Origin of the sequence: Mesorhizobium sp. L-8-3 (assembly GCF_016756615.1) — a bacterium.
Classification (GTDB): Bacteria; Pseudomonadota; Alphaproteobacteria; order Rhizobiales; family Rhizobiaceae.
Window position 1 is genome coordinate 128,743 of record NZ_AP023262.1, and the last position, 23,763, is coordinate 152,505.

At 64.3% G+C, this 23,763-nt stretch carries 22 protein-coding genes; 1 reads left to right on the forward strand and 21 read right to left on the reverse strand.

The window, feature by feature from the left end:
• Positions 1-167 precede the first annotated feature (167 nt).
• The 21 genes from JN302_RS00595 to ehuR form a co-directional block, all read right to left on the reverse strand.
• Positions 168-1,130 (reverse strand): helix-turn-helix transcriptional regulator, encoded by a 963-nt coding sequence (locus tag JN302_RS00595; protein ID WP_202309615.1) that lies wholly within the window; start codon positions 1,128-1,130, stop codon positions 168-170.
• Between the two features lie 55 nt (positions 1,131-1,185).
• Positions 1,186-1,644 carry an acyl-CoA thioesterase gene (locus JN302_RS00600; protein WP_202331237.1) on the reverse strand — a complete coding sequence of 153 codons (459 nt, stop codon included), beginning with the start codon at positions 1,642-1,644 and terminating at the stop codon, positions 1,186-1,188.
• Positions 1,645-1,647: 3 nt separating this feature from the next.
• Complete coding sequence (boxA, locus tag JN302_RS00605) at positions 1,648-2,829, reverse strand: benzoyl-CoA 2,3-epoxidase subunit BoxA (protein WP_202331238.1); 1,182 nt, start codon at positions 2,827-2,829, stop codon at positions 1,648-1,650.
• A 251-nt stretch (positions 2,830-3,080) separates the two neighbouring features.
• Positions 3,081-4,532 carry a benzoyl-CoA 2,3-epoxidase subunit BoxB gene (gene boxB / locus JN302_RS00610; protein ID WP_202309618.1) on the reverse strand — a complete coding sequence of 484 codons (1,452 nt, stop codon included), beginning with the start codon at positions 4,530-4,532 and terminating at the stop codon, positions 3,081-3,083.
• Positions 4,533-4,553: 21 nt separating this feature from the next.
• Entirely contained in the window at positions 4,554-6,212 is a 1,659-nt protein-coding gene (gene boxC, locus JN302_RS00615; protein WP_202331239.1) for a 2,3-epoxybenzoyl-CoA dihydrolase, read from the reverse strand.
• 170 nt (positions 6,213-6,382) lie between these two features.
• Complete coding sequence (locus JN302_RS00620) at positions 6,383-6,817, reverse strand: DUF309 domain-containing protein (protein WP_202309620.1); 435 nt, start codon at positions 6,815-6,817, stop codon at positions 6,383-6,385.
• Positions 6,818-6,819: 2 nt separating this feature from the next.
• A complete protein-coding gene (locus JN302_RS00625; RefSeq protein ID WP_202331241.1) occupies positions 6,820-8,373 on the reverse strand; it encodes a 3,4-dehydroadipyl-CoA semialdehyde dehydrogenase in 1,554 nt (517 codons plus the stop codon).
• A complete protein-coding gene (locus JN302_RS00630; RefSeq protein ID WP_202331242.1) occupies positions 8,370-9,194 on the reverse strand; it encodes an alpha/beta fold hydrolase in 825 nt (274 codons plus the stop codon). Before JN302_RS00630 ends, JN302_RS00625 begins: the two co-directional genes overlap by 4 nt.
• Positions 9,194-10,732 carry a benzoate-CoA ligase family protein gene (locus tag JN302_RS00635; RefSeq protein ID WP_202309623.1) on the reverse strand — a complete coding sequence of 513 codons (1,539 nt, stop codon included), beginning with the start codon at positions 10,730-10,732 and terminating at the stop codon, positions 9,194-9,196. The genes JN302_RS00630 and JN302_RS00635 overlap by 1 nt, the downstream gene beginning before the upstream one ends.
• Positions 10,733-10,784: 52 nt before the next feature.
• On the reverse strand, positions 10,785-11,252 hold the full coding sequence (locus JN302_RS00640) for a 4-hydroxylaminobenzoate lyase (protein ID WP_202309624.1): 468 nt from the start codon (positions 11,250-11,252) through the stop codon (positions 10,785-10,787).
• 362 nt (positions 11,253-11,614) lie between these two features.
• Positions 11,615-12,862, reverse strand: coding sequence for an MFS transporter (locus JN302_RS00645; protein ID WP_446720706.1), 1,248 nt, complete (start codon positions 12,860-12,862; stop codon positions 11,615-11,617).
• Between the two features lie 171 nt (positions 12,863-13,033).
• Positions 13,034-14,041, reverse strand: coding sequence for a N(2)-acetyl-L-2,4-diaminobutanoate deacetylase DoeB (doeB, locus tag JN302_RS00650; protein ID WP_202331243.1), 1,008 nt, complete (start codon positions 14,039-14,041; stop codon positions 13,034-13,036).
• A gap of 7 nt (positions 14,042-14,048) precedes the next feature.
• Positions 14,049-15,230 carry an ectoine hydrolase DoeA gene (gene doeA, locus JN302_RS00655; RefSeq protein WP_202331244.1) on the reverse strand — a complete coding sequence of 394 codons (1,182 nt, stop codon included), beginning with the start codon at positions 15,228-15,230 and terminating at the stop codon, positions 14,049-14,051.
• 49 nt (positions 15,231-15,279) lie between these two features.
• Positions 15,280-16,266, reverse strand: coding sequence for an ectoine utilization protein EutC (eutC, locus tag JN302_RS00660; RefSeq protein ID WP_202331245.1), 987 nt, complete (start codon positions 16,264-16,266; stop codon positions 15,280-15,282).
• A complete protein-coding gene (eutB, locus tag JN302_RS00665) occupies positions 16,263-17,249 on the reverse strand; it encodes a hydroxyectoine utilization dehydratase EutB (RefSeq protein ID WP_202331246.1) in 987 nt (328 codons plus the stop codon). Before eutB ends, eutC begins: the two co-directional genes overlap by 4 nt.
• 8 nt (positions 17,250-17,257) lie before the next feature.
• Entirely contained in the window at positions 17,258-18,031 is a 774-nt protein-coding gene (eutA, locus tag JN302_RS00670; RefSeq protein WP_202309629.1) for an ectoine utilization protein EutA, read from the reverse strand.
• A 5-nt stretch (positions 18,032-18,036) separates the two neighbouring features.
• Complete coding sequence (gene ehuD, locus JN302_RS00675; protein WP_202309630.1) at positions 18,037-18,696, reverse strand: ectoine/hydroxyectoine ABC transporter permease subunit EhuD; 660 nt, start codon at positions 18,694-18,696, stop codon at positions 18,037-18,039.
• A 2-nt stretch (positions 18,697-18,698) separates the two neighbouring features.
• Positions 18,699-19,358, reverse strand: coding sequence for an ectoine/hydroxyectoine ABC transporter permease subunit EhuC (gene ehuC, locus JN302_RS00680; protein ID WP_202309631.1), 660 nt, complete (start codon positions 19,356-19,358; stop codon positions 18,699-18,701).
• A 159-nt stretch (positions 19,359-19,517) separates the two neighbouring features.
• Positions 19,518-20,375, reverse strand: coding sequence for an ectoine/hydroxyectoine ABC transporter substrate-binding protein EhuB (gene ehuB, locus JN302_RS00685; RefSeq protein WP_202309632.1), 858 nt, complete (start codon positions 20,373-20,375; stop codon positions 19,518-19,520).
• 62 nt (positions 20,376-20,437) lie between these two features.
• Entirely contained in the window at positions 20,438-21,223 is a 786-nt protein-coding gene (ehuA, locus tag JN302_RS00690) for an ectoine/hydroxyectoine ABC transporter ATP-binding protein EhuA (RefSeq protein ID WP_202309633.1), read from the reverse strand.
• A 123-nt stretch (positions 21,224-21,346) separates the two neighbouring features.
• Positions 21,347-22,732 (reverse strand): MocR-like ectoine utilization transcription factor EhuR, encoded by a 1,386-nt coding sequence (gene ehuR, locus JN302_RS00695; RefSeq protein ID WP_202331247.1) that lies wholly within the window; start codon positions 22,730-22,732, stop codon positions 21,347-21,349.
• Positions 22,733-22,818: 86 nt separating this feature from the next.
• On the opposite strand from ehuR, the gene JN302_RS00700 reads away from it, so the two are divergent.
• A complete protein-coding gene (locus JN302_RS00700) occupies positions 22,819-23,316 on the forward strand; it encodes an Lrp/AsnC family transcriptional regulator (RefSeq protein WP_202331248.1) in 498 nt (165 codons plus the stop codon).
• Positions 23,317-23,763: the final 447 nt, after the last annotated feature.

Consider the following 23,763-nt stretch of genomic DNA (forward strand, 5'->3'; position numbering starts at 1 on the left):
TGCTATATAACGCATATTGTGTAGTATAATGCAACAACAGAATTCAGCGCCCCCCGAGAAACCCGTCCGGATCGCGAAGCTGACGGCGACGGCTCGGAATGGGGCGCAGGCTCCGGCATCGGCCGGTCTCCCGCCCGCTCGCCCGGCTGGTCGCAAATGTGATCAAGTCACGCGCGGATCGCGTTCCGGCCTCCAGGGCCGATCGGCTTCAGCTCGTCGAGGAATCCTTCCTCGCGGATCAGCCGAAGGAGATCCTGAAGCGAGGTTTCCAGCGTCCTGTTGGACGTATCGAGCTTGGCGGAAGCCTTTTCGTACAAGGCTTCGCGGCTGTGGAGGATGGATTTGAGCTGCTCCATTGCCTCGGGATTGCCGGCCATCGGACGGGTGTCACCCTGGGCACGCACCCTTCCCATGTGCTCCTCCGGACTGGCCTTGATCCAGACCGTATGGAAATGCGACAGAAGCGTCTTGTAGGTGTCAGGCTCGGCGACTATGCCGCCCGCAACCGCAAGGATCATCGTATCATGCGTGGCGATGATGCGGCTGACGGCCTGGGCCTCCAGCCTGCGATAGCCCTCCTGGCCGTAAAGAGCCATCACTTCGTTGACGGGCATGCCCGACTGTTCCTCGATATCGTGGTTGAGCTCCACGAACGGGATGTTCAGAGCCTTGCTTGCGAGATCTCCGAGTGTGGATTTGCCGGCCCCCCTGAGACCGACGAGACAAATGCGGTGCGCCCGCAGGCTTTCGGGCGGGGCGGGATTGAGGACATCGAGCACCCGACGCCGCACGTCCGCGGGCGACGAGCGGAAGAGGTCGGCGACGCGCACGGCCTCAGACGTCCAAGGATCCTCTTCGCCCACGAGCCACTCGATCCTGTGATCGAGGGCGATTGCCACGCGCTCGAGCAGGCCGATCGAGATGTTGCCCTCGCCGGCCTCGAGTTGCGCAAGGTATCTTGGGGACACGCCCGAAATCTCGGAGACCACGCGGCGGGGAAGCCCCTTCAGTTCCCGCGCCTTGCGCACGCGCTCGCCGACCCTGGAAATCAGCCTGTCGACGGCGACTTCGAGCCCGTCATGCGGCTCGACGCGTGTCGCTTCACCCTTGAAGTTGGTGATCTCGCTCATAACGGCAACACTTGTGAATTATAATGCACAAGCGTAGGAACGTTGTGCGCGGATTTCAATTGGTTTCCTTCAACGCGGGCAAATCCCCGGTGGTTTTCCACTCATCAGGCACGAGATGCGACGCGACCAGATCGCGGATTTGCACAGGCGGAGGGCTCTTTCGGAACGCATCGGCAATCGTGAAGACGCAGACGAACCGTCCCTCGAAACAAAGCTCGCCATTCTGATAGCCATCTACCCGGAAGCCCACCGACGATTCGCCGAGGCGATTCGGCCAGACACGGCAGACGAGCCTGTGCCGCGGCGTCACGGGCGCGCGAAAATCCAGACTCATATGGACGAACGGCGTTCCGACGTTGTGATCCAGTTCCATCTGGTACCAGCCCGCTCCGCCGACGTCTTCCCACCAGGCATTGATCGCATCGAGGGCAAACGACGGTATGCGCGCCGTGTACACGATCCTCGCGGGGTCGCAGTCACCCCAGGTAACACGGATCTCGTGCTCGAATGCCATGATCTAATATGTCTCTACGTGATATCGCCCGGCGACGCGCATGGCATCCCGCATCGTTTCCCAGTGTTCGCCAATGCCCTCGGCAATCTGGGAAAACGCGCGCTCGACCCCTTCCTCCATGCCGCGCAGGCCGCAAATGTAGATATGGGTATCGGGATCGGCAAGCAGTTCGGTGATGGCCTCCTGCTCGGCCATCATGCGGTCCTGCACGTACTCCTTCTCGGCACCGGGAAGACGGCTGAAAACGAGGTGCTTCTTCAGCAACCGTTCCGGAACCTTGTTGAGAGGGCCGAAATAGGGAAGGCTGTCGGGGGTCCGGGCGCCGAAGAAGATCATCATGTCGCCGGACGATGCCGCCATTCGCTGGCGGCGCATCGTGAAGGCGCGAAATGGTGCCGAGCCAGTGCCGGTGCAAATCATCAGCAGCCGCGCCGAAGGATCGTCTGGCATCAGGAAGGTTGCGCCGAACGGACCCGCCACGCTCACCTCGTCGCCCTTCCGGAGATTGCACACATAGTTCGAGCAGGTGCCGTGCTCTTCACGCTTCACGGTGAGGGCGATGTTGTTGTAGTTTGGTCGTTCGCCGTCGCGCGGGCTGGACACTGAATAGAGTCGCGGCAGATGCGGCTTGCCGTCGGCCCCGACGCCGGGCGGAATGATCCCGATCGACTGCCCTTCGAGCACCGGAAACGGCTGGGCGCCGAAATCGAGAATGATGTGGCGGACCTCAGTGCCCGAATCCTCCGACGTCAGTCGATAGCTCCCCTGCACTTTGGCGATGGCGGGCTTGCCGATGTTGTAGAGGTTGACCGAGGGCTTCGCGGCGCTCGCCGGCGCTTTCGCCTTGCCACCTGCCCCCTTGTGCGCGTCGGCCAGCAGCGCCGCCATCACCTCGTCGAGGGCTTCAATCTGCTCGCTCTCCGATCCCACGTCCTGCTGCACGGGCAGTTCCGCCCAGGAAAACTGCTCTTCGAGGGAATACGGGACCGTAACGACGCGCCATTCGTCGATGGAACCTGTAGGACAGACCGGAATGCAATCCATGCAGAAATTGCAGTTGGCCGCATCGACCACAACGTTGTTGTCGTCATGCGTGATCGCGCCCACCGGACACGTCATCTCGCAGGTATAGCAGCGGATGCATATCTCGGGATCGATCAGGTGCTGCTTGAGCGGCTGGTTCATTGCTGAATGCCTCTGCACGGCTCCTCGCCTAGGCCCGTCGCTTCCCTGTTCAAACTCGGCGAAGGAGCGGCGAGCAATTGGAGAATCTCGCGGCAGGCTCCATTGCAGTCTGCGCAGCCAAGGCAGCTTTCGGCATCGAAACGCGGCTCACGGAACGGTTTGGCTTCACGAACAACCAGCATCGTCCTCATCCCCATCTTTTGCTGGCCGACCCCGGGCAAAAAGTCCCGAGGTCGGCCAAACGAATGGCATCAGGCGACGTGCAGCTTCACGTATTCGAAGTCGCCCGGCTTGTTGTCGATGCCCACCTTCGGCGGCGCGATCCACCCCGCATATTTGCCGGGCTCGTAGACCGGCTTCATCAGCGACTGGATGAAGTCGCCGTCCGCGCGGGTCGGCAGCCATTCGTCCACCTTGGCATCGTACTCCGCCTTCGAAATGGGGTTTCCTTCCGGATCGAATGTGCCCGCGGCGAAGACGCCGATCTGGCGGTGGAACGCCTCATGCGGCAGCTTCATGCGGAAATCGATGCCGGCCTTCTCGACGATCTTGTTCCAGCGGCCTACCCCGCCTTCGGCGTCACGGGTGTAGTCGTCGCGCAGCCGCATGTTGATCGCCGTGAGGGCGGGAACGTCCTTGCGCACGACACGACCCTCCTCGAGTACGCAGACGTGGTACGTATCGCCCTTGAGCTGGTGATCATCCTCGATCCTGTGCTCCATGTAGCGACCCTTGATGCCGGCGTTGAAGGCATTGGCCGCGTTGGTCGAGACCTCCTGGCCGAACAGGTCCAGCGATAGCGTGTAGTGCAGATTCAGCTTCTTCTGGATGGTGGGGAGGTCGATGACCCCCAAGTCGCGGATCCGGTTGATGTCGTACGGATCGGCAATGCCGTTCTCGTTCATCGCCTGACAGGTGCGCTCGATGGTTCTTCCCACGCCGGTCTCGCCGACGAACATGTGGTGCGCCTCTTCGGTCAGCATGAAGCGGCAAGTCCGCGACAATGGATCGAAGCCCGACTGCGCCAGGGACTCCAGCTGCATCTTGCCGTCGCGGTCGGTGAAATAGGTGAACATGAAGAAGGACAGCCAGTCAGGCGTTTCTTCGTTGAAGGCGCCCAACATGCGCGGTGCCTCCTCCGAGCCGGACGAGCGGCGCAGCAAATCGTCGGCTTCCTCGCGGCCATCCGCGCCGAAATACTTGTGCAACAGATAGACCATGGCCCACAGGTGCCGCCCTTCCTCCACATTCACCTGGAAAAGATTGCGCATGTCGTAGAGCGATGGGGCCGACAGCGCGAGAAACCGCTGCTGCTCGACGGACGCCGGCTCGGTGTCGCCCTGGATCACGATCAGGCGCTTGAGCATGTTGCGGTACTCGCCCGGCACCTCCTGCCAGGCCGGTTGTCCGGCATGCTCGCCGCAGGGAATCCGGCGGTCTTCCATCTGCGGCGCCAGAAGTACGCCCCAGCGATATTCCGGCATCTTCACATAGTCGAACTTCGCCCACCCCTTGGGATCGACCGACACGGCCGTGCGCAGATAGACAAGCGACTGCTGGAAATTGTCGGGGATCAGGTCGTTCCACCAGTTGATGTAGCCGGGATGCCACTTCTCGAGCGCCTTGAGCACGCGCTTGTCCGAGGACAGGCCGACATTGTTCGGAATCTGGGTGTCGTAATTGACATTGATGAGGTCGAGCATCGCCTTGGTCCTTCTGAGAAATCACACGCGCTGCATGTTGTAGTCGCCACGCACGCCGGTGCCGTAGCGCTGCAGGGCCCCGTCCGGGCCGGTAGCGTTTGGCCTGTTGAATATCCAGTTCTGCCAGGCTGTCAGACGGCCGAAGATCCTGGTTTCCATGGTTTCCGGCCCGGCGAAGCGAAGGTTCGCCTCCATGCCCGTCATGGCGTCCGGGCTGAAGGAAGCGCGCTCCTCCATGAAAATGCGCACCTCGTCTTCCCAGTCGATGTCGTCGAAGGCGAAGGTAACGAGGCCAAGCTTTTCCGCCTTTTCCGCATCAAGGGCTTCCCCGACATGCCCCCTGAGCGCTTCGACGGCCTCCGGGTTGCCGAGGAAGCGGGTCTGCAGTCGGGTCAGGCCGTTGCCCATCGGGTACCTGCCGAAATTGGATTCCGTCAGCGTGACGGCGGCCAGCGGACGGTTGTCGCCCTCGAACTCGCCCTGCATCATATATGAGCGGTCCACCGCCCAGATGAGCTCGGCGAGCACGCCCGCGAAGCACGAGCCGTGCTCGACGATCGCCACGAGGCTGCGCGAGGTCATGTCGACCCGCTTGAGCACCCGTTTCCAATAGGCCAGGATTTCGTTGACCAGCCAGTCGCCACCGTTGTCCAGCAGGAGCTTTTCGTGCGCGAGCACCGCGGCCGGATCGCCCTGGCTGCGGAATACCACGAGACCGAGTTCCATCTCGTTGAGGCGCAAATGGAGGATCGCGTCGTCAAGCTCGCGCGCCAGGCGCAGCAGATAGCTCTGGTCTCCCAGGGCATGCAGCGTCTCGACGCTCGTCGGCGCATCGCCATCCGGACCGGACAATGTGACCGTTGCCCGCCTGCCGGCACGGTCGATCGCGACCTCAACCAGCGAGTAGGTCACCGAGCCGTCGTCACCGAAGGTGCGCGAAAGCGGTCCCAGCTTGATGCCCGTACCCGTCACCTTGCCGGATGCGGCGGCGAACTCCTTCGCCCGCTCCTTGACGATCTCGTCGAATTTAGCGTTGGAAACCACTTCGTCCACCAGGCGCCAGTCCACGGCGCGCTTTCCCTTGACCCCCTCCTCGATCGAGCAGAAGACGTCGGCGAGGTCCCTGCGCACCTTGCGCTTGTCGGTGACGCGGGTCAGACCGCCGGTGCCCGGCAGCACCGCGAGCAGCGGCACTTCCGGCAGCGCCACCGCGGATGTGTTGTCGTCGGTCAGCATGATGTGATTGCAGGCGAGGGCCAGCTCGTAGCCGCCGCCCGCGCAGGCACCCTTGATGGCCGCGATATACTTCTGACGGGAATCGGCTTCAGCAGCCTCGTAGGTGTTGCGGGTCTCGTTGGTGAACTTGCAGAAATTCACCTTGTGCGCGTGGCTTGCCCCGCCGAGCATGCGGATGTTCGCGCCAGCGCAGAAGACCCGGTCCTTACCGGACCGTAGAACCACAACTTTGATTTCCGGATGCTCGAACCGCATCCGCTGAACGAGGTCGGCGAGTTCGATGTCGACCCCGAGATCGTAGGAATTCAGCTTGAGCTGGTACCCCTCGAACAGGCCGGCATTCTCGTCGACGTCCATATAGACGGTTGCGACATCGCCGTCATATTCGGCGCGCCAGTGACGGTATTTGGATGGATCGGTCTGAAAGTCGATGATCTTGCTCATATGCGCTCCCTCGAACAGGCCCTCCATCTTCTGACCGATGCACGATAGTGCCGCAGCAAGCCGAGGTAAAGCCAAATATTGCAATTTTTTGCATATTTTTCGCCATTTTGGCCGCCATGTGGTTTGACCCTCCAGCCAACCAATGCCGGTATATGCATTATATTACATATTTATGAAGCAATTCGCTCACGAAGAGCCATAACGTCGTCATTCGACAAGCCCATCAGGCAGTCGGAACGATGGAGAAATGCCTCAGCCAGAGCCGAGTCGGCCAGAGCCAGGATACGCTCCGCAGCCGCCGGCCGGTCCATCGCGCGCTTCAGGCCGGCATTTGCGAGCTGGATGATCCCACGTAACAGATGGCGTTCAGCGCTTGCCTGCGGAAGGCACATCCAGACCGCCTCCCATAGCTCATGGGCCTCCCAGTAGTAACCGGTCTCGTAAAATTCCAAACCACCACGGAACGCGCGGCTTGCTGCGATGTCGGCGATCGAGCAGCTCTCGGAAAGCCCCTCTTTGTAGACCTCGAACGCGGTTTCGCCCGGCCGCTCGCCACGACCGGGAATGTAGGCAACTGCGGGGTAGGCATCTCCCGCGTGCGTCATCGTCACAGAGCCTGTTCTGCCGCATGTTCAGCGATCGTCGCCAGCATCCGGGGACCGCCCTGAACGGCGCTGCGCTGCATGTGGAACCGCAATCCGCGCAGGCCGCCGAGTTCCTCGCCTCCGCCGGCGCGCCCCGGCCCACCGTGCACGCATTGCGGCATGACGATCGCATGCCCGGTATGCGCCTTGCCGACCTCGCCGTCGACAAGCATGAGGCGCCCGTGCCAGGGACCGAGTTCGGCGACCGCCCGGGCTTGCACTCCGGCATCCTCGGAGAAGAGGCTCAGCGCCAGCGAGCCCTCCGCCTTCGTGGCCAGCACGATTGCCTCTGTGAGGTCGCGATAGGCAAGTACCGTTGCGCAGGGGCCGAAGACTTCGAGTTCGTGCACGGCGCTGCCGGAAGCCGGCTCGGCGCAGCGAAGCAGGGTCGGCGCCACGAAACCGGAACTCTCGGCCACGTCCGGGAGGACTGCTTGGGCGACGACCTTCGTCTCGGCGGAAAGCCGGTCGATGTTGCGCAACGCCTCCTCGCGCTGCGCAACATTGATCAGCGGACCCACGCGCGTGCTTTCGTCCGCGGGGTCGCCGACCCTGAGTACCGAGACCATTGCCGCCAGTGCGCCGGTGAACTCCTGCTCTATCTCCGCCGGCACGAGGATGCGGCGGATGTTGGTGCAAAGCTGGCCCGCCTTGACGGACAGCGCCTTGACCGCTTCGCGCAGCGCGAGATCGAACACCGCTTGCCCAGGCTTGACATCCGGCCCGAGGATCGTCGCATTGACACTGTCTGCCTCGACCGTCAGCCGCGGTGCGGCGGCCATGCCGGCCACCTGGATCCGCAGCACCATCGCCGTCGCGGATGAGCCGGTGAAAGCGACCGAATCCATTGGCCCGAGCGCTTCGACCAGCCCCTCTCCACTGCCGCAGACCAGCGACAAAACCCCATCCGGCACCACGCGGGCGGCCACGACGTCGCGAACCATTGCCTCCGACAGCAGCGCCGTCGCCACCGCCGGCTTTGCCAGGCTCGGCACGCCGGCAAGGGTGGCTTGGGCGACCTTCTCCCACATGCCCCATGATGGAAAATTGAACGCATTGATCTGCACGGACACGCCGGGACGGGTCGCCCAGACGTGGCGCGCGAAGAAGACCGGATCTCGGGCAAGCTGTTCCTGACCTGGTTCGAGGATCCGGGTTGTGTCGCCGAGAAGCTGCCCCAGGCGCGCATAGGTCTTCAGCGTGAAGATGCCGCCGTCGATATCCACCGACGCATCCGCCGCGGTGTTGCCGGAATTCTCCCGTGCAATCGCCCCGTACTCATCACGTCTGGCCTGCAGCGCATCGGCCACGGCCTTCAACAGGGCGCCGCGTTGCGCAAAGGTCATGGCACGCAGGGCCGCGCCCCCTTTTTCCCGCGCATGGTCGAGCGCCCCCCGGATATCGAGACCCGTCGCGTCGGCGCGAGCGATCTCCACCCCGGTTGTGGCATTCACCAGCGGGCGACCAGCGCCGGTGCCCGACTGCCACCTGCCCGCAAGATAGCTTTGGAGCCTCATGCGACCACTACCTCGGCGGCTTCGATCCTGACCAGCCGAGCGGCGAATTCGCGCACCGCCTCGATTGTCCGCTCAGGCTGATCGAATTGCGGCGAATGCCGGCAGTCTTCGAGAAGGACCACGTCCACCGGAGCGTAGCTGCGGTTCTCGATCTCTTCGATCTGGGCGACGGTTCCGTACTGGTCGTGCTCGCCTTGGATCACCAGCACCGGGACGCGCAGGTAATCGATCACATCGGCGACATTCCAGGACACGAAGCCGGGATCGAGCCATGCATCGTTCCACCCGCGGAAGGTCGCCTCGGGATCGCGGTGATGCCTGGCCATGCGCTGCCTGAGATCGGTCGTCGCGAAGGCTTCCTTGGCCTTGGCGATCTCGGCCAGCCCCATGGGTTCGGTGAAGAAATGCGGCGCCATCAGAACCGCCCCGCGTATCCTGAAATCGCCCACGCTACCTGCATGGATCGCGGCGATCGTCGCTCCGTCCGAATGCCCGAGAAGGATGTAGTTCCGGGCGCCGATCGCATCGAGGACAGCGGGAAGCACGTCGATCGCTTCCCGCGTCATATAGTCTGGCGGGCGTGGCAGCTCGGCCGGATCCGACTGGCCGTACCCGGCTCGGGAATAGGCAAACACCGGCAGACCCGTCGCGTCGGCGATCTGGCCCGGAAAGCCGCGCCACAGCGACAGGCAGCCGAGCCCCTCATGCAGCATCACGATGACTGGCGCATCTTCCGCGGATTCGCGCCACCAGGCGGCCCATTCTAAAGATTTTCCCCCGGCGACCAGCCGTCCCGAACTCTCCGTGCGGCTCACCGCCATCAGGCCAACTCCCTTTCACGCAGCTTGAAGCGCTGGATCTTGCCGGTCGCGGTCTTGGGGAGTTGATCGACCAACTCGATCCAGCGCGGATATTTCCACTTGCCGATCTTGTCCTTGACGAACTCCTTGAGTTCGCCGACGACCGCCGGGTCGACCCCGCCCTTGAGAACAATGTAGGCGGCCGGCTTTGTCAGCCCGTCGTCGTCTTCCCTCGCCACCACCGCGGCCTCCAGCACCGCCGGGTGCTCCACAAGCGCCTGTTCGACTTCGAAAGGCGACAGCCAGATGCCGGAAACCTTGAACATGTCGTCGGCGCGACCGCAGTAGACGTAGCGGCCGTCCACGGTCCGTTCATACTTGTCGCCGGTCCGGGTCCAGTATCCGGCAAACGTCCATCTCGATTTGTCGCGGCGGTTCCAGTAGCCGTCCGCGCTGGACGGTCCGCGCACGAGAAGCTCGCCGACCTCGCCGTCGGCCACATCCTCATCGTGCTCATCTACGAGGCGCACCTCGTAGCCGGGAACAGGCGTGCCGGACGTTCCGTAGACGACTTCGCCGGGCCGGTTGGAGAGGAAGATGTGCAGCATCTCCGTGGAACCGACGCCGTCGATGATCTCCGCGTTCCAGATCTTCTGCCAGCGTTCGCCGATCTCGCGCGGCAGCGCCTCGCCGGCGGAGAGGCAGAGCCTCACGCAGTGATCAGGCGCCTCGGCCAGCTTCTCCTGCAGCGCGACAAGCGCGGCATAGAGGGTCGGAACGCCGCAATAGATGGTCGGGCGCTCATGCGCCATGATGGCCAGGACAGCATCGGGCGTCGGGCGTCCACCGTAGAGCACCGTGGTCGCCCCTGCAGCCATAGGAAAGGACATCGCGTTGCCAAGCCCATAGGCGAAGAACATCTTCGCCGCGGAGAAGACCACGTCGTCCTCCCGCACCCCGAGCACCCGCGCCCCGAACGTGTCGGCGGTCGCCTTCAGGCTGGAATGGACGTGGCGCACGCCCTTCGGGGCACCGGTGGATCCGGACGAATAAAGCCAGAACGCCTGTTCGTCTCCGACCGTGTCGACCGCGTCCTCACACGAAGCGTCCCTGACGAAATCGAGATAGCTTTGCGCCCCTTCCGGGGATGCTCCGATCACCACCACCTTGCGCAGGAAACGGCTGCCTTCGATCGCGGGCCTGACCGTCTCCCACAGCGGCGCCGAGACGACCAGCACGGAGGCGCGGGAATCGCTCAATATCGACTGGTAGACCGACGCCGACAGAAGCGTATTGAGAGCAACAGGAACCACGCCGGCCTTGAGCGCGCCCCAGAAAATCACCGGGAACTCGATCTGATCCAGCACCAGCATCGCGAGGCGCTCCTCGCGTCGCACGCCGCTGCGGGAGAGCGCGCCCGCAAACCGCGATGTCTGCTCGGCCAGTTCGCCATAGGTGATCGACCGTTTCGCGCCGTCGGCTTCGCGGAAGGCGACCTTTCCGGCCCGACCCTCGGCGCCATGACGATCAACGAAGTAGATCGCCGCGTTTTCGTTCATCTTTCCCTCCCAGTATCCAGCCTGTCCGACTCTGACGGTCGATGTGGGGCTGTCAGTGGCCGGTGAATTCGATCGCGCCGTTCGGCAGCAGATAGAGCACATAGGCATCGCCGCCCGAGACGGTCGGATGGTGATCCGAACCCGGCCCGTAGACGTACCACCCTTCCGTGAAGGCATCGAAGGTCGGGACGCCTGATATTCCCAACACCGCGCCGATTTCGCCGTTGGGATGGATGTGATGGGGTCCCCGCACATCCTTCATGCGCACCACATCGACGCTGAAATCGCCAGCCGACTGGCCGGGCTTGACGGCCCTGCCGAACTTGATGCCGCCGGCTTCCCGGGACATCAGCCAGCCATTCTCCTCACCCTCTTCGCAGAGTGCCCTGAGTTCCGCGAAGACCGGCGCGTCGACGGGATATGTCCGGTTGAGGAAGCCGGCCAGCGAAGCGTCGAGCGGCCTGCCGGCAATCGTGCCGGCGATTTCGCCGACCAGCTCATTGAAACGCTCTCGCGACATGAAACTCCTCCCGGATCCATAATTCTCCCGACTGTGTGTTATAATGCATAAATCGATGACGCAAGCAACAACGATGGTATGGCAGATGCATTTTTTTGCACATGCCTGCAGGGCAAGCCGCATGCGCTGCCGGAGGCCGCCATCCAGGGGAGCACCAAATTGTGTGGGGTTGCGGACCGTTTCGGCGTTCAGCGCAGAACCGACCGGAAGCACATCCTTCAAAAGTCGACGGTGACGCCGCCGATCCGCAGCAACTCGCTCCGCTCAGGCGCGCGCATGAGCGCATCGTCGAGGAAAGCGCGTCCTTGCGCGTCCAAATGGCCGCGCAAGGACGCTCCAAGGCAAGCGACCGACGCAGCGGCTCAGGCGGCGACCGGTCCCGGCCGCGACCGCCAGAGCAGCAGAAGGACGGCGCCGATATTGAGCAGGTTCCAGGCGATGCCGTTCAGGAAGGCGGCCGCATAGGAGCCGGTCAGGTCGTAGATCCAGCCCGACATCCAGCCGCCCAGCGCCATACCGACCACGGTCGCCATGATCACGATGCCGACGCGCCGGCCAGCCTCCGCGGCCGGCATGTATTCGCGCACGACGATGGCGTAACACGGCACGATGCCGCCCTGCGAAAGACCAAAAAGCAAAGACACGACGTAGAGCGAGGCCAGCCCGTTGAAGGGCAAGTAGAAAAACAGCGACAGACATTGCAGAACGGAACCGACGAGCAGCGTCTTCACGCCGCCGATGCGGTCGGCGACGAAACCGGAAGCGATGCGGCTGACGATGCCCCCCGCCAGCATGATCGCCAGCATCTCCGAGCCGCGCGCCACGCCGAAGCCGAGGTCCATGCAATAGGCGACGATGTGCACCTGCGGCATCGACATGGCCACGCAGCAACCGAGGCCGGCGACGACGAGCAACCATTGCAGCGCTGCCGGCGACAGCGGGATTGAGCGCTTGGGCGCCTGCCCACCGTGAACCCCTCCGTCGGCACCGATCGGCGCCGGACGCCGCAGGAGGAAGACGAGCGGGACCATGCAGACGAGGCAGACGATGCCAATCAGAGCATAGGCGAAACGCCAGCCGCCGGCCTCCATGGTGTAAGACATGGCCACCGGCCAGACGGCGCCTGCCAGATAGTTGCCGGCCGCGGCGACCGACACCGCGAGGCCGCGCCGGCGGTCGAACCAGTGCGATATGTCGGCGATCAGCGGCCCGAAGATCGCGGAAGAACCGACACCGATGAGGAGGCCCTGCGCGACCGAGAACATGAGGATCGAGTTCGCCAGCGACGCCAGCACAAAACCCGCGCCCATCGCCACCGACGCGATCAGGGCCGGGCGCCAGTAGCCCATGCGGTCGATCGCGCGGCCGATGAGCACATTACCGAGAGCGAAGCCGACCATGGTCGCCGTGTAGGGAAGCGACGCGTCGGCGCGATCGACGCCGAACTCCGCCTGCACCGCGGGCAGCACCACGACCACCGCCCACATGCCGACCCCGCCGATCGTGGCGAGCACCAGCGAGACCGCGAGCCGCGTCCAGGCATAGCGGCCGTCGATATCGGCCGCGCCGTGGCGATCCCCGATGTGCTGACTGGCGACCTTCATGTCCATGGCGGGCTTTTCCCTGACTGAGGCCGCGCAGTCTCCGTGGTTCGGCGTCGCCGCGGCAGCGCCACGGGCACGCTTTCATGGCGCCAAGGACAGGGCAGGCCGGAGCCAATCCGCCATCCGGCCTCGCCTCGCAAGCTCAGGGGCGAATGGGACACATTCCCTGGCGCGGCCTCACTCCAGCACGGCTGCAACCACGGCCGCACAGTCGCCTGCGTTCACCAGGCCCGGAAAATGCCTTGCGGCAAGCATGCCTGACATCTTCGCCCGCATTTCACAGGGCTTTGTGCCGGTACGAGCGACGCCATGGATACGGGCGATAACCTGTCCCCGCGCAACCATCTCGCCGAGGTCGGCCATCGGCTCGATCATCCCGTCGTCTTCGGCGAAGGAGAAACAATCGCCCGACGGCATGTCGAGCCAGCGCGTCGGTCGCAGCTCCGGAGCGCCGGCGACGATGCCGGCATGGCAAAGCACATTCAGGACCCCACGCCGCGCGATACGCACCGTTTCGGCCCGTGCGGTGCCGCCGCCGCCGAGTTCGGTCGTGACGAAGACCTTGCCCATCTCTTCGGCCGCGGTGTCGAACATGCCGACGGCATCGATCTCCAGCATCTTCATGGAGAAAGGTGCGGAGAAGGCCGTGACGGCCTCGAAGGCCCGAGCTTCCAGCGCCTTGTCGGCAAGGATGTGCGCGGCGCAAAATGGCACGAAATCGAGTGTCCTGCCGCCCGAATGGAAATCGAGCACGATGTCGGCGCGCGGCAGGAGCTCACGCTGGAAGTAGTCGGCGATCTTTTCCGTGATCGTGCCGTCTGGACGCCCCGGAAAGCAGCGGTTCATATTGCCCTTGTCGATCGGCGAGGTGCGCGTGCCCGCGCGGAAGGCAGGATAGTTCATCGCCGGCACGATAATCACCGTGCCTGACACCTCCATTGCCTCGAGGGTGCGGGCGAGTTCGAACAGTGCCAATGGACCCTCGTATTCGTCACCATGGTTGCCGCCGGTGAGCAGGGCCGTCGGGCCGCTGCCGTTCTTCACCACGGCGATCGGGATCATGACCGAGCCCCAGGCGGACTCGTCGCGGCTATAAGGAAGGCGCAGGAAACCATGCTGCTTGCCATCGTGATCGAAGTCGACCGTCGGCACGACAGGCGAGGGTCGGAATGCGTTGGCCGACATCACAACCTCAGTCCTTGACGAAAAGTTTCCGCGGCACGTTCGCCAGGCATTCGACACCGGTCTCGGTGATCAGGATGCTCTCGGTGATCTCCAGCCCCATCGTCTCCAGCCATAGGCCGGTCATGAAGTGGAAGGTCATGCCGGGCTGCAGCTCGGTGCGGTCGCCGGGGCGCAGGCTCATCGTCCTTTCGCCCCAATCCGGTGGATAGGAGAGCCCGATCGGGTAGCCGGTGCGGTTGTCCTTGACGATCCCGTATTTGCGCAGGACCGCGAAGAAGGCGTTGGCGATGTCCTCGCAGGTGTTGCCGGGCTTCGCCGCCGCCAGCCCCGCTTCCATGCCTTCGAGCGTCGCCTTTTCCGCGTCGAGGAAGGCCTGGGTCGGCTTGCCGAGAAAGACGGTGCGCGACAGCGGGCAGTGATAGCGGTTGTAGCAGCCGGCGATCTCGAAAAAGGTGCCTTCGTCCGCCCGCATCGGCCTGTCGTCCCAGGTCAGATGCGGAGCGGCCGCATCGGCGCCGGATGGCAGCAGCGGCACGATCGCCGGATAGTCGCCGCCGATCCCGTCAACGCCGCGCGTGCCCGCGTCATAGATCTCGGCGACGAGGTCGCATTTGCGCATGCCGACCTCGACCTTGTCGACGATGCGGGCATGCATGGCCTCGACGATCCGCGCAGCCTTGCGCATATAGTCGATTTCTGTCGGGCTCTTTACCGCGCGTTGCCAGTTGACGAGCGCCGTGGCGTCGCTGAAACGGGCATTCGGCAGATGTTTCGTCAGCGACGCGAAGGCGGCGGCCGAAAACCAGTAATTGTCCATCTCCACGCCGATGGCGAGCTTGTCCCAGCCCCGGCCGGCCAGCACCTGCGAGAGGAAATCCATCGGATGGCGCTCGGTCGACTGCACATAGTGGTCGGCGTAACCGACGATGTTGTCATGGCCCAGATAGGCTGTCCGTTTCGCCCCGGCTGCGTCCTGCCCGCGCCCGAACCAGACCGGCTCGCCGATGGGCGGCACGATGACCGCCTGATGGACGTAGAACGACCATCCGTCATAGCCGGTGAGCCAGGCCATGTTCGAGGGGTCGCTGACGACAAGGAGGTCGATGCCTCTCGCTTCCACGGCGCGCCGGGTCTTTGCGAGGCGGTCCGCATATTCTTGCCGCGAGAATTTGAGATCGGGCATGGTCATCTGTCGCTGGGTCCTCGTTTCTTGGGTCGCCTCGGCCGGATGCTTGGGGCTAGTTGTCGAAAGCCGTGCCCGCCGCGGCAGCCCTCGCGCGATCGCGGGCGAGAATGGCGATCGCCGTGTCCTGCACGCCAGTGCCGGTCAGGTCGGCCAGCGTCACCGCATCGGCCGAAGGGCGGCCGGGACGCAGGCCCGCAATCACGTCGCCGAGTTCGGTCACGTCTTCATCGGCTGCCATCAGACCGGCCGCGATGGCATGGTGCAGTTCGCCCAGACGCCGCGTCTGCTTCGCGCTGTCGGCGACATAAGGATCGGCGCGCTTCAGGATCGGCGGAGCGATCTCGTTCTTGTGCTCCGCGTCCGAGCCCATGGCGGTTACGTGCTGCCCGGCCTCGACGCCAGTCAGCAACGGCTCGCTCGAGGGCGTCGTGGTTACAACGATGTCGGCGCCGGCGACTGTCCGTTGCGGATCACGTTCTGCGCGGACGGCAATGCCGAGCCTTTCACTGAGCTTCGCTGCCGCGACTTCAGCCTTGGCAGGATCGCGTGCCCAGATCCTGGCCTCCCGGATGGAGCGGACTAGCATCAGAGCCTCCAGTTGAAGCGTGGCTTGCAGGCCTGCGCCGAGGATCGCGGCGACGGAGGAGTCCTCGCGCGACAGATGTTTGGCCGCCACCGCTCCTGCCGCCGCCGTGCGCACATCCGTGAGGTAGCCATTGTCGAGCAGCAGCGCCTCCACCAGACCGGTCCTGGCGGACAGGAGCATCATCATGCCGTTGCCGCTGGGCAGGCCGAGTTTCGGATTGTCGAAGAAGCCGGAGCTGACCTTAACGGCGAGGCCGTCGAGCCCGGGTACATAAGCGGTCTTCACGTCGACTTCGCCATGATGCTCGGGGATGTCCAGCCTGAGGATCGGCGGCATGACGACCGGCAGCGTTGCCAACGCCCGGAACGCGTTCTCCACGCAGGCAACGGCGTCGAGATCGAGCCTTACGATCCTGCGCAACTCGGCTTCGGTGAGCACGGTCATCCGGTTCATTTGGTCGTCCCTTCGACAGGCTGGGCGCAGACGATGGCCCGATGCCGCACCATGTCGATGTTGCGGCCGGACAGGAGCAGCACGGTCGGACCAACCGGCCGCACTTTCCCGGAAAGCAGGGCGCCGATGGCGACCGCGCCCGCACCCTCGACCACCTCGCGCTCCTGGCCGTAGGCATGAAGGATGCCGGCCGCGATCTCTTCCTCGGACAACAGCACCACGTCGTCGAGGAGGTCGCGGCACATCGAGAAAGTCAGGCGGTTGTCGAGGCCGATGCCTCCGCCGAGTGAATCGGCCAGCGTAGGCACCTCCTCGACCGATACCGGCCGACCCGCATCGAGGCTCGCCTTCATGGCGGCCCCGCGTGCCATGGAGACGCCGACTACTTTGATCTCCGGCTTCGTCGCCTTCACCGCCGCCGCAATGCCGGCCGCCAGACCGCCACCGGACAACGGCACCAGGATCGTGCCGGCATCGGGAACATCCTCCAGCATCTCCAGCCCGAGCGTGCCCTGGCCGGCGATGACACCAGGATGATCGAAGGGCGGCACCATGGTGAGCCCTTCCTCCGCGACAAGGCGGTCGACCTCTTCCTGGGCATCGTCCTGGCTGTTTCCGACGATGAGAACCTCCGCGCCGAGCCGCCTGATTTCTTCGAGCTTGTTGGCCGGCACCAGGCGCGACATGCAGATCACCGCGCGCAGCCCTTCGAGCTTCGCCGCATGCGCCAGCGCCCGACCGTGATTGCCGGTCGAGGCGGCAACGACGCCACGCGCCTTCTCCGCCAGCTTCAGCATTGCCACCGCATTGGAGGCGCCGCGCAGCTTGAAGCTCCCTGTCGTCTGCCGGTGTTCCAGCTTCAGGTGGACAGGCACACCCATCGCATCGGAGAGCGAGCGCGACAGGACCATCTGCGTCGGCACGATCCTGCCGACGATGCGATCACGCGCAGCATTGACATCGGGAAGGGAGACGGAGCCCACGGCGGTTCTCACTCGGCTGCCAACTGCATCGTCATCAACCGGCCGAATTCCGGCCGCGGCTTCTCGTCGCCGCAAAGCCGCAGGCAGTTCCACGCGGTTGCCTGGTTGCTCGTCACGACCGGTCGGCCAATCGCCAGTTCGATCGCCGGCGCTGCAAGGGCGGCCCGCAGAGCCGTGCAGGAGATGAACAGAGCCTGGGCATCGGGTGCCGTCGCCGCCTGCGCGAGGGCGAGGAGGGACGCGGGCGGGATTCGGGCCATCTCACGGTCGTCGTCGAATCCCAGACAGGTGAAGCTCGCAATCTCGAAGCCGCGACCTGCAAAATAGTCGGCCATCGGCCGGCTGGTCTCGACCGTATAGGGCGTGAGGATGCTGATCCGCTTCGCCCCGAAAGCCTTCAGCCCTCGCATCGCGGCCAAGGGCGGCGTCACCACGATCGAGGCAGGTTTGGCCTCCTTGACCACCGCCTCGATTTCGGCGTCGCCGATGACGACGGAAGCCGAGGTGCAGGAGTAGCAGATCGCATCCAGCGTTTCGCCCGGCAGGATGAGGCGGGCGCCTTCCGTAAGCGCCGGCTGCATCCGCCGCAGATTCTCCGGCGTCGTCGGATTCGCGTAGAAGATGCGGGCGACATAGACGCCGATGCGCTCGCTCGCCACCATGCGGCGGAAGTCGGGTTCGGTCGTATGATCGGTGGCAAGGACGATCAGGCCCACCCTTTTCTCGAGCGGACGCGCTTCCAGCGCCGGCTTTTGGGGGCTGAGGCGAATGTCGATATCCATGGCGCTCAATACTCGATCTTTCCGTAGCGCCGCTCGAGCCAGCGCAGCAGGACGACGGAAGACAGGCTGATGACGAGGAAGAAGACACCGACCAGGGTCATCGGTTCGATGTAGCGATAATAGCTGTTGGCAACGCTCTTGGCCTGGTTCATCAGTTCCAGCACGGTGATCGCCGAGAGCAGGGGAGTTTCCTTGAACATGGCGATGAAATAGTTGGCCAGCGCCGGAATCATCGGCGGGATCGCCTGCGGCAGGATGATCCTCGTCCAGGTCTGGGCAGCGCTGAGATTGCACGCCTTGGCCGCCTCCCACTGGCCGCGCGGCACATTGTCTATCCCGGCGCGATAGACCTCGGCGACATATGTCCCATAATGCAGGCCTAGCCCTATCACCCCGGCCGCCAGGGGCGGCAGCAGGACGCCGAAATCGGGCAGCACATAGAAGATGAAGTAGAGCTGCACGAGCAGCGGCGTGCCGCGGATGAATTCGGCGAAGAAGCCGACGCCCCGCGACACCAGCCGGTTCGGCGAGCGGCGGGCCAGAGCGATCGCCAGGCCGATGGCGGCCGCGAGCACCGCGCCGAGCAACGTCGCCAGGATGGTGATCTTCACGCCCTCGATCAGGGTCGGGAGGATCTGCCGGACGAAATCCCAGTCCCATTCCATGGTCAGGCCCTCACGCCGTCGAGGCCGCGGGCCATTCGGCGCTCGAGCCACCGCATGGCCTGCGAGATGGCCAGCGACATGATGAAGTACAGCACCAGGATCGTGGCAAAGGGCACCAGCGTGTTTCCGGTCTGGGCGCGCACGATCTGCGCCTGAAAGGTCATGTCCGCGAGCGAGATCAGCGAAACGACCGAGGTCGCCTTGAGCAGCTCGATGGCGTTGTTGCCGAAGGTCGGCAGCATGACCAGCAAGGCCTGCGGCAGGATGACGTGGCGCATCGATTGCCAGCGTCCCAGATTGAGCGCCACGCAGGCCTCATATTGTTCCTTGCCGATCGACTGGACGGCGCCGCGCACCACCTCGGCGCCATAGGCCCCGACATTCAGCCCTAGCGCCAACACGCCGGCCTGCAATGGCGTCAGGCTGAACCCGGCAAAAGGCAAGACGAAATAGGCCCAGAACAGCTGGACGAAGATCGAAGTGCCGCGGAAGAATTCAATATAGGCGGTCGCGAGCGCCCGCACCGCGAAGAAACGCGACAGTCGTCCAAGGCCCGCAAGGAAGGCCACGACCAGGGCCAGCGCCGAGCCCATGACCGTCAGTTGGATGGTCACGAGCGCGCCGTCGACGATCAGACCGAGATAGCCGGACCATTGGGTCATGCGGTAGCCGTACTCCGTGAAGTCTATGCCGAGGAGGACCCAGCCGGGCGCCCTCCCCCGCTCGACGGAAAGTGCCGAGCGAAGCAAGACAAGGCCGGTGAGCCGTCGCCCTTCGTTTTCGCCCGGCCCCTTCTGAGGCGGGAGGACTTCGCGCTCAGCTCACTTCGCCGCGCAGAGCTTTTCGCGCGTGGTCGACATGGCCGCCGCCGCCGAAAAGCCGTAGGGTTCGATGATCTTGGCGAACTCGCCGGAGTCCTTCATCTTGGCAAGCTCGACGTCGTAGGCGTCACGAAGCGCTTCATCGCCCTTTTTGAAGGCGGCTCCGTCGCAATAGACCGGCGCGCCGACGACCGGGGCAACCACTTCGAGGCCGGGGTCATTTGCCTTCTCGACGAGATCGTTGATCGAAAGCACCGGCAGCGAATAGACATCGATGCGCCCGTCCTGGACCATTTTCAGGCCGCTCTGGCCGTCAGGAACGACGATCACCCGGTCGCGCGGAACACCGGCCTCGAGGGCCAGCTTCTCTTCGGTGCCCCCGCCCGGTGCGCCGATCGTGCCGGTCGGATCCTTGGCGATGTCGGCATAGCTCTTGAACCCCTTCGGATTGCCTTTCTTCAGGAGAAAAGCCTCCGCGTCGCACAGCACCGGCTCCGAATAGGCGACGGCCGCACAGCGTTCCGGCTTCATGAAGAGCCCCGCCGTGACGACGTCATGGCGGCCGGCCTGCAGGCCCGGAATCATCGCGCCATATTCGGAGATCGAGGCCACGATCTCCGGCACGCCGAGGCGCTTGAAGATCTCCCGCGCCACATCGGGAGCCGCGCCCGAGACCTTGCCGTCGGCGGCGACGGCGGTGAAGGGCGGCTCGTTGGCTATGGCGACACGGGCGAAACCTTGCGCCTTCAATTCTTCCAGCTTGTCGCCGTCGGCCGAGCTCGGCCCCGACGCCAGCAATATTCCGGCGACCGCCGCCGCTCCTGCCCCGCCGGCCAGAATTCCGAAAATCTTCCTCATTGTTCCCAAACTCCTGTGGTTCTTCCGGTTATGTTGGCGGCGACACCGCCGCGGCATGGCGGTCAGACGCGATGTCCGGCCGCGATGATCTTTCGCAGGAAGGCCTGCGTTCGCTCCTGCGTGGGATGGCGGAATATCTCGTCGGGCTTGCCTTCCTCGACGATGCGACCGCGATCGAAGAACAGAACCCGGTCCGCGAAATCGTGAGCGAATCCCATTTCGTGGGTGACGAGCAGCATGGTCATGTCGGTCTCGGCGGCGAGCCTGCGCATGACGGTGAGCACTTCCTCCACGAGTTCGGGGTCGAGCGCCGAGGTCACCTCGTCGAAGAGCATGATTTCGGGCGACAAGGCGAGAGCCCGGGCGATGGCGACGCGCTGCTTCTGCCCTCCCGAAAGCTGCGCCGGCATGGCCTTGGCCTTGTCGGCCAGCCCGACCATGTCGAGAAGTTCCATTGCCCGCTTCTCGGCCGCCGGGCGCGCGATGCCCTTGGTCAGCATCGGCGCCAGGGTGACATTGTCGAGCACGCATTTGTGGGGAAAAAGATTGAACAGCTGGAAGACCATGCCGATCTTCCGGCGCATCCTGGTCAGATGGCGCTCGTCGGCGGGCACCAGCCGTCCCTCGCGCTCCATGTGATAGAGCTGCTCGCCCCCGATGCGGATATGGCCGCCGTCGATCCGCTCCAGCGTCATCAGAATGCGCAGGATCGTCGTCTTGCCCGAGCCCGACGGTCCGATCAGTGCCAGCTTTTCGCCCGGCATGACCTTCATCGACAGTCCGTCCAGCACCTTGAATGCGCCGAAGCTCTTGGTGATGCCGTCAATGTCGATGATGGGTGTGGACATGCCTGTCTCCGCGCTGGAGAGCCGATGCCCTTGACGATGGGGAAGTCTTCAAATCATGTCAATTGATAAAATAATATCATGACAATAATTCCTGATCGGTGACACTTTGCGCGAATCGATCGTTCAGATCGCCAGCAGCAGCGGCTCCGGATCCCCTTGCAAAAGCTTGGCGACGGTGCCGAGGCCGGCCCGCAGTTCACCCTCGGTGGTCGATCCGAGCGAGATGCGCACGGCCGGCTGCCAGGGCGCGTCTGAGGTTCGGAACGACAGGCCGGGCGCGATCGCGACCCCCTGCAGCCGCGCCTGGGCGACAAAACCCTCCTCGGTGCGATCACCGGGCAGCGGCAGCCAGACATGCAACCCGCTTCGATGCGCATTATATGTCATGCCCTGCAGCACATCGTCGGCGATGTCGTGACGGCGGGCGAGTGCTGCGCGTTGCCAGCGGACCAGTTCCATCGCGGTCCCGTCAGCCACCCAGCGCGTTGCGATCTCGGCGACCATCGGTGTCGCCATCCAGTTCGACACGAGATGGCGATTGGCGACGGCGGCCACATAGCGGTCCGGCGCGGCGAGATAGCCGATGCGCAGCCCCGGCACGGTGACCTTGGTGAAGCTCGTCACATAGAGCGTACGTTCGGGCGCATAGGCGGCCAGCGGCGGCGCCCGGCTCTCGACCAGCGGCCCGAGCACGTCGTTTTCGATGATCGCGACGTCGTGCTTGCGCGCCACCGCGACGATCGCTTCGCGCCGCCCGGCACTCATCAGCGTCGCCGTGGGATTGATGACCGAGGGCTGGACGAAGACCGCACGGATGCCGGACCGGGCGCACGCCTCGTCGAGCGCTTCGGGAACCAGCCCGTCGCGATCGATCGGAAGTCCTTCGAGATTGAAGCCGAGATAGGTTGCGAGCGGCACCAGCGTGTGGTGCCCGATCGCCTCGGTCGCGACCGTCGAACCCGGCGGCGCCACGCTCATCAATGCCACCGTCATGCCGGCCGTAGCGCCGTTGGTCAGGCTGACATTCTGGGGAGACACGGTCAGGCCGCATTCCTTCAGCCATTCGACGGCCACGGCTCGATGGCGCGGGAAGACGACGTTCGGCCGGAACGACAAGGCCGAGCTCGACGGCAGTGTTTCCGACAGCCAGGCCAAGGCCTCCTTGAGGCGCTGATGATGCATCGGCTCGCAGACCGGCTTCAGGATGGACAGGTCGATCACCTCGCCCGGTCGCTCCGGCAGGTAGGGAGGTTCGGGCTCGGCGCGCCTGGCCTGGACGAAGCTGCCGCGGCCGATCTCGCCGGAAACGAGGCCGCGGCGGATCAGTTCCTCATAGGCGCGGCTCACCGTCTGGACCGACAGCGCAAGGTCCTCCGCAAGTCGCCGATGCGTCGGCAGCCTCGTGCCGTTCGGCAAGCGCCCGTCATGGATCGCGCGCGCGAACTGATCGGCGAGCGAGAGATATGCCGGGCGGCGGATCAGGGCTGGGTCGGGGCGCCACAATGTCATGATCCATATGAGATCGAAATCAGTGCAATTGACAATCGAAATCTTGCCGCGTCATGTGGATCGCACGGCAATCACGGAACGGAATCATGACCGGCGTCAGGCTGGACCCGATCGACCTGAAGATCCTCGACGCGATCCAGCGCGACGGACGCATCACCAAGCTCGCTCTGGCCGAGAAGGTCGGTCTCTCGCCGACGCCCTGCTGGATGCGGCTGAGGAAACTCGAAAAGGCCGGCATCGTCGCCGGCTATCACGCCAGGATCGCAATGCGCCATGTGGCTCCGGTGACGACCGTTCTGATGGAAGTGACGCTCGGCAACCACCGCCAGGCGGATTTCGACCGCTTCGAAAAGGCCGTGCGCGACATTCCTGACATCGTCGCCTGCTGGGCGGTTGGCGGCGGCGTCGACTACATCCTCAAGGTCATGACCCGTGACATCGACGCCTATCAGCGGCTCGTCGATCGGCTGCTTGAGCGCGAGATCGGCATCGACCGCTATTTCACCTACATCGTCACCAAGGCGGTGAAGGAGAATGTCGTGCTGCCGGTGGCGGCGCTGACTGATGCGGAGGGCTCGAAATAGGTATTGCTCCACCGAGATTGGGGCTCTTTGCGTTTTTGGGGGCCGACATTCGGTGCGTCCTTCGAGGCTCGCTGCGCTCGCACCTCAGGATGAGGGACGTAGTGCCGCCGTCCTCGGACTGAGGTGCGGAGTGCCAGCCTCACCCATCCCGGGTGTTGGCGTACCAGCCTCGCTCGTGCTGGGTGGGAAGCGCCAACCTCGCTTATCCTGGGTGTGTAGCGCCAGCCTCCCTCATCCTGAGGTGCGAGCGCAGCGAGCCTCGAAGGGCGCACCAAAGAAGGCCCAAGCCTACCCGTCCAGAGATACCAGGCGCGGGGCTGTCGCAGGCGGGACATCCCGGAAAGACGATCTCTCTCCTCCCCGACCCTAAATCAGCCAATCTCTCCATCGCAGCCACGCCAAACAGCCACCCTTTCCGGCCGCCGCCGCGTAGTCTCGTTCCGAAGC